The organism is Actinokineospora sp. (assembly GCF_050699995.1).
Classification (GTDB): Bacteria; Actinomycetota; Actinomycetes; order Mycobacteriales; family Pseudonocardiaceae; genus Actinokineospora.
The window spans coordinates 1-6,164 of sequence record NZ_JBOHGC010000472.1 but is presented as its reverse complement, the minus strand read 5'-3'; the positions used below and the strand labels follow the sequence as shown (position 1 = coordinate 6,164).

General features: G+C 68.9%; 10 protein-coding genes. 8 read left to right on the top strand and 2 right to left on the bottom strand.

What is annotated here, in order from left to right; all coding sequences use genetic code 11:
• The 3 genes from ACRDSQ_RS23470 to ACRDSQ_RS23460 all read left to right on the top strand — a co-directional run.
• Positions 1–430, top strand: a 430-nt coding sequence (locus ACRDSQ_RS23470) for a hypothetical protein (RefSeq protein ID WP_431424054.1), incomplete at its 5' end; no start/stop codon positions are given.
• Position 431: 1 nt separating this feature from the next.
• Positions 432–752: a hypothetical protein gene (locus ACRDSQ_RS23465; protein WP_431424053.1), complete on the top strand. Its 321-nt coding sequence runs from the start codon at positions 432–434 to the stop codon at positions 750–752.
• Complete coding sequence (locus ACRDSQ_RS23460; RefSeq protein WP_431424052.1) at positions 749–1,099, top strand: hypothetical protein; 351 nt, start codon at positions 749–751, stop codon at positions 1,097–1,099. Before ACRDSQ_RS23465 ends, ACRDSQ_RS23460 begins: the two co-directional genes overlap by 4 nt.
• Here the strand turns inward: ACRDSQ_RS23460 and ACRDSQ_RS23455 are convergent.
• Positions 1,096–1,326, bottom strand: a complete 231-nt coding sequence (locus tag ACRDSQ_RS23455; protein WP_431424051.1) for a hypothetical protein — start codon at positions 1,324–1,326, stop codon at positions 1,096–1,098. The genes ACRDSQ_RS23460 and ACRDSQ_RS23455 overlap by 4 nt on opposite strands.
• A 72-nt stretch (positions 1,327–1,398) precedes the next feature.
• Positions 1,399–1,620 (bottom strand): hypothetical protein, encoded by a 222-nt coding sequence (locus ACRDSQ_RS23450; protein ID WP_431424050.1) that lies wholly within the window; start codon positions 1,618–1,620, stop codon positions 1,399–1,401.
• A gap of 97 nt (positions 1,621–1,717) precedes the next feature.
• On the opposite strand from ACRDSQ_RS23450, the gene ACRDSQ_RS23445 reads away from it, so the two are divergent.
• The 5 genes from ACRDSQ_RS23445 to ACRDSQ_RS23425 form a co-directional block, all read left to right on the top strand.
• Entirely contained in the window at positions 1,718–2,143 is a 426-nt protein-coding gene (locus ACRDSQ_RS23445; protein WP_431424049.1) for a minor capsid protein, read from the top strand.
• Between the two features lie 15 nt (positions 2,144–2,158).
• Positions 2,159–2,614 (top strand): phage tail tube protein, encoded by a 456-nt coding sequence (locus tag ACRDSQ_RS23440; protein ID WP_431424048.1) that lies wholly within the window; start codon positions 2,159–2,161, stop codon positions 2,612–2,614.
• Positions 2,611–3,171, top strand: a complete 561-nt coding sequence (locus ACRDSQ_RS23435; RefSeq protein ID WP_431424046.1) for a hypothetical protein — start codon at positions 2,611–2,613, stop codon at positions 3,169–3,171. The genes ACRDSQ_RS23440 and ACRDSQ_RS23435 overlap by 4 nt, the downstream gene beginning before the upstream one ends.
• Before the next feature lie 141 nt (positions 3,172–3,312).
• Positions 3,313–5,895 carry a phage tail protein gene (locus ACRDSQ_RS23430; RefSeq protein ID WP_431424045.1) on the top strand — a complete coding sequence of 861 codons (2,583 nt, stop codon included), beginning with the start codon at positions 3,313–3,315 and terminating at the stop codon, positions 5,893–5,895.
• Positions 5,896–5,898: 3 nt separating this feature from the next.
• The coding region (locus ACRDSQ_RS23425) for a hypothetical protein (protein WP_431424043.1) at positions 5,899–6,164 on the top strand (266 nt) is incomplete at its 3' end.

Here is a 6,164-nt window from a genome sequence, read left to right as displayed (position 1 = left end):
CGCGACCGCCGCCAACATCACCGCCTACGGCCTGCCCCCTGGCGTAGTGGCCCCTGCCGAGCCCGAGGTGACGCGGGTCCTCACCAGGGCCTCGCAGCGCGTCGACGGCGCGCTCCGAAGCGCGGTCTACCTCACCGACACCGCGGGCATGCCCACCGAGCAGGCCGTCAAGGACGCAATGCGGGACGCCGTGTGCGCCCAAGTCATCCACTGGCTTACCAATCCCGGCTCCGAGCTGGCCGAGAACGGCGGCGGCGGAACCCAGTGGGACAGCGTGTCGATCGGCTCGGTCGCCCTGTCCGGCCGCAAGTCCACATCGGACGGCACCGGCGCCGCGCCGCGGGTGTGCGAGGACGCGCTCGCGCACCTGCGCGACGCGGGCCTGCTGCCCGGCTCGATCGTCACCGGCGGCGTGGAGCGGTGGTGGTGACGTGGAGATTCCGGCCTGGCTCTACGCGCAGGCGGGCGAGGACATCGTGATCGAGCCCTACCTCGGCGCAGGTCCGTTCGGCGACACCTACGGCGCGGCCATGACCGTGCGCGCGGTCGTCGACGACAAACGTCGCCTCGTCCGCAACAGCGGCGGCGATCAGGTGCTCGCCTCCACGACGGCGTACTGCCCGCTGTCCACTGTGGTCCCGGTCGATTCGCGCGTGACCGTGCGCGGGCGCCAGACCATCGTCATCGTGTCGCGCACGTTGGACGGTCACGCCCTTCCCGTCCCCAGTCACGTCGAGGTGAGTTGCGAATGACGCTGACCACCCGGCTCGACTGGGACGGGATCGCGGTCACTGCGGACATGCGCGAGGCCGCCGTCCAGGGCCTCCAGCTCGGCGCCGAACACCTCCTCGGCGAGAGCCGCAAGGAAGTGCCGCTGGAGGAGGCCACGCTGGAGCGCTCCGGGGCCGCCAGCGTGGACGCCTCCACCCTCACCGCGGCCGTCTCCTACGACACCCCCTACGCGGTGCGGCAGCACGAGGAACTGGGCTACCGGCACGACGAGGGGCGCAAGGCCAAGTACCTCGAAGACCCGGCAGCCCGCGAGGCGGGCACCATCGGCGAGATCGTCGCCGCCACCATCCGGCGGAAGCTCGCCTAACCGTCGAGGAACTTGCCCTTGACGCGCCAGTACGCCTTGCCCGCCTCGTAGCACTCCTTGGCCGCGTCCGCGGCCTCCCGCTGCGCCTCCAGCAACTCTTGCGAGATCGGCGGCGGCCCGCCCTCAGTCAAGGGTTCGACCGACTCTCCAAGCCGGTCCAGCTCGCGCCGGGACACGGCGACTCGCGCCAGCGAAGCCATGTAGCGGTCCTCAAGCTCCTTGTTCATACGGCCAAGGTAGAGGGCATGCCTACGCGACGCTCACCGAGGAAGTTTCACCAACCTCAAACAGGCAACAAACTAGTCGGGGTCGCAGGGCCCCGCGACAACGGTGAGCCTGAGTACGTGCGCGTTGTCCTTGACGACCACGTCGTCGCCAGGCTCCCAGCTGTAATTGGCCGCCATGACGGTGCACCCGTCGTGATCGGTGAGCCACTGGGCCGCGTTGCTGAAAACCTCAGCGGCACGCCCGGCTGTGACGGTAACCATGGTCGCCCGCTCGGGCATGGGGGTCTCGTTCATGCCTCCGAGCCTGCCTGACAGCAGCGAGACGTGGGGCTGTTGTTCTTTATCTGTCCGGTAATTGTCCAGTTTCTGTCGTCAATTTGAGGGGGTGGCGGTGACGCTTACCGAAGAGTTCGCGCAGCTCTTAGAGGACCTCGGCTTGGGCGACTATCGCGCCGACGGGTCCATCGGCGGAACCATCTTCCTCGGCCCACTGCCGCAGGACCCCGACCTCGCGCTCGGCGTGCAGCTTTACGGCGGTCCCGAGTCCGACTCGCTCAACTCCCACGACGAGCCCGGCCTGCAGATCAAGGTCCGCGGCCCACGCAACGACTACCGGGTCGGCGAAGCCAAGGCCCAGGCCGTCTACGACCTGCTGCACGGCCTCGGCCGCCGCGACCTCGTGGGCGGGACCTGGCTGCAGCTGGCCGTCGGCGTCAACGCCGGACCCGCGCCCATGGGCCGCGACTCCAACGACCGACCCGAGTGGGTCGTGAACTTCCGGGCTGACATCGACCGGCCCACAGCAAATCGGCCCTGAACAAAGGAACCTGACATGACACAGCGTCGCATCAACGCGCGCGACATCATCGTCCAGGTGCGCGCCGCCGACGGCGTCACCTGGCTCGGCATCGGCAACCTCAACACCATCACCATCAAGCCGGGCGAGAACGAGGAGACCGCTGACACGACGGTCAACGACTCGGGCGGCAACTACGAGTCCGAGGTCATGCAGCGCGGTATCAGCGTCGAGCTGGCCGGACTCCAGACGCTCGACCACCTCACCGGCGCAGCCGACGCCGGGCAGGCCCGATGCGAGGAGCTGGCTACCAAGGTGGCCTACGAGTCCCTCGGCGCCCTGCGGTTCCGTCACCCGCTGCAGGCCACCTGGAAGGTGTGGCCCGAGGCGACGTTCAGCGTGGGCGACCAAGGCGGCGGACACAACGCCAAGGGCTCCTGGTCCTGCACGGTGCGCCGCTCGGGTGCCTCGACCACCACCCCCGCGCCGTGACCGCGCACGACCCGACCGGGCGCTCGGCCGGAGACGCCTGGGACGAACACCTCGTCGACGACCAGGACCTCGACGACACCGACGTCGAGGTCGAGGACTTCGACGCCTACTGGGCCGAGCAGCGCGCCCAGATCAAGCCGAGGATGGCGCGAATCCGCGGCGTACTCGTGACCGTTCCGACCAGCCTGCCGCTGCACGTCAACGAGCTGGTCCACGAGATGCAGCACTCGAAGGATCCCGACGACGTCGCCGAGGTCGTCAGCGCCCTGTTCGGCGAAGACACCTACGACGCCTGGGTCGACGCGCGCATGGGCGCCGACGAGTTCCGCGTGGTGCTGGCTTGGGGCATGGCCAACGGCAACGGCAAGGCCATGACGTTCGCAGAGACCACAGCGATGATCGAGGAAGCCGAGCGTTCGCAGGGAAAAGCGCGGGCGGCGGCATCTTCGGGGACTCGCGGATCCGGCGCGGGTGGGGGCTCATCGTCGCGGACTTCCGGCGCGAGTACCGCATCCCAGCGGAGGCGATCGGGCACCTCGCGACGTCGACGTTCCTGATGTATCTGCGCGGGCTGTCGGACCAGTCGCGGTGGCGGCAATGGGCCGCCGACCAACCGGTCGACGTGTCCGGCCCGGACGCGGTGATCGCAGCACTCGACACCCTCTGACCGGCGTGCGTGAACCAAGGGGGTGAACCTCTTGGCTCTGACCATCGGTGAACTTGTCGGGTACCTGAGGCTCGACGACAAGGACTGGACGCGGGGAATCCTCAAGGCAGACAAGGACCTTGAGGGCCTGCGGAGTAAGTCGGACGCCGCCGCGGCCGCGATGGTGTCGCTCGCGTTGTCCATGGCCAAGGTCGGCACCACGGTGCCGCTGATCGCGTCGGCTGCGACCACGGTCGGGGCGATGGCCGGCGCCCTCGCGGTGCTACCGGCCGCCGGTATCGCCACCGCCATCGCGATGAAAACCGCGGCCCTGGGCATGCAGGGCTTCGGCGAGGCGATGGACAACATCTCCGACCCGGCCGCGTTCGCCGAGTCCATCTCCACGCTCACCCCCGCCGCGCGCGAAGCCGCGGTCGCCGTGCGGAGCTTGGCCCCCGCGTGGAAGGCAGTGCAGCAGAGCGTCCAAGAGGAGCTTTTCGCCGGGGTCGGCGACACGATCGGGATGCTCGGCGAGGTCTACATGCCGATCCTCTCCTCCGGACTCACCGACGTCGCCCGGTCGTTCGACAACGCCCACATCGGGATGCGCATCTTCGGGCTGGAAGCGCAGACGCAGGCCGACGTGGCGTCCATCTTCGACGCCACGTCGACCGCCGTCGGCAACGTCGGCACGGCGACCGGTTCGCTGCTGCGGATCTTCCGCGACCTCGTCGTGGTCGGCTCCGAGTTCCTGCCCGACCTAACCTCAGGGTTCAGCGGCGCCGCTGAGCGCGCCGCGGACTTCGTCTCCGCCGCGCGGGAATCCGGTCGCCTCCACGAGTGGATCGCAACCGGCCTGGCAACACTCTCGCAGCTCGGTCAGCTCCTCCAGGACATCGGCGCGATCATCGGCACGGTGTTCGACGCGTTCGACGCGGCGGGCGCCGGGACGCTGACCACCCTGCTGAACCTCACCGGCCAGCTGCGGGAGTTCTTCGAGTCCGCCGAAGGCCAGTCGGCGTTGGTAGCACTCGCGACCACACTGTCCACAGTGGCCAGTGTCGTCACCGACGTCGTCATGGTCGCCTTGCACGAGCTCGTTCCGATCGTCATCGAGCTGGCGCCAGCCTTCGCCGAGCTTGCCGGGATCGTCGGTGGGGCCCTGATCGACGCCCTGCAGATCGCCGGGCCGCTGCTACAGGTGCTCGCCGCGTTCCTTGCCGACAACGTCACCTGGCTCGCACCGCTCGCGCTCGGCCTGTTCGCCGCGGCGAAAGCGCTCGGCATCCTGGCCGTCGCGATTCGCGTCGTCAACGTCGCGTTGATGATGAACCCGTGGGTGTTGATCATCGCCGCGGTCATCGCCGTGGTCATGGTGATCGTCACCTACTGGGACGAGATCGTCGCGTTCCTCAGCAAGGTGTGGAACAAGATCCGCGCCGTCGCGGAGACCGTGTGGGGCGCGATCACCGGTGCGGTCGAGGATGCCGTCGCTGGCATCAAGACCGCGATCGCGTGGGTCGCCGGCCTGCCAGGAATGATCGGCGAGTGGTTCTCCGGCCTGGTGAAGGCCGCGGGCGCCCGGCTCGACGAGCTCGTCGGCTGGTTTTCCCGGCTGCCCGGTCAGATCCTCGACGCGCTGCTCGCTCTCCCCGGCCTGCTGTTCCAGGCGTTCGTCGACGTCCACGTCTGGGCGCTGCGGGCCGTTGTAGACGGTCTACATTGGATCGTCGTCCAGGTCGCCCTGCTGCCGTTCCGGCTCATCGGTGCCCTCATTAACCTCGGCCAGCTCCTCTGGCAACTGTTCACCGACGGCTGGGCCCTGATGCTCACCGCCTTCGTCATCGGCGTACAGGCAGTGATCGACTTCGTCATCGGTCTGCCCGGCCGGATCGTCGAGGCCGTCTCCGCCCTGGGCGGGCTGCTGGCCACCTGGGCGGTCGAGGCGTGGACGTGGGCGCGTACCACCGTCGTCGACGGGGTCAACGCCATCGTCACGTTCGTCGCCGAACTCCCGCAGCGCACGATCTCGGCCATTGCCAGTCTGGGCCGCAGGCTGTGGGAGTGGGCGTCGAACGCCTGGCGCGAAGCCCTCAACGGCGTCATCCAGGTCGGCGGGCAGATCGTCGAGTGGGTCAAGGCGCTGCCCGGCAAGATCCTCGACGCGGTCGTCGGGTTCGGCCGCCTGCTCTACCAAGCAGGCCGCGACCTGCTGGCTGGCTTGATCGACGGCATCGTCTCAATGGTCTCCGCCGTCATCAACGAGGTCATCTCGATCGGCCAGGACATCCTCAGCGGCATCAGTAGCGCCCTTGGGATCGCCTCACCGTCCAAGGAGATGCACAAGATCGGCGTCTACGCGGGCCGGGGCCTGGCCCTCGGGCTCGCCTCGATGGCCTCCGATGTGGCCGCGGCCGCGGGTGACTTGTCCGTCGCGGCGACGATCCCTACACCTCGTCAGGACATCGGGCTGGGGCTGGCGCCCGCAGGCGCAACCGCAGGCTTCGGTGGGCTACCCGGCGGCGCCAGCATCGACAAGCTGATCAACGTCGAGCACCTGGACATGACCGAAGCCATCAGCCCGCGCGAGGTCTCCGAGGAACTCGCGTGGCGCCTGGAAAGCATCGGGGGGTGATCCATGGCGGCCGGGGACCTGATCACCGCTGACAATCAGATCGAGTGGCGGGGCCTGGTCCTCGGCGCGGGCACGCCCTACGGGTGGCGACAGCTCGACGGGCTGATTGACCTGCCGGACATCACAAGCGCCGACACCCCACGCACCGACCGGCACGGTCTGTATCCGGGCCGGACGCTGGCCGGTGGGCGCACGATCACCTGGTCCTACATCACCAAGCGGGTCGCGCCCGCGGGCTTCCCGGCCGCCGTGGCCGCACTGCGAGCGGC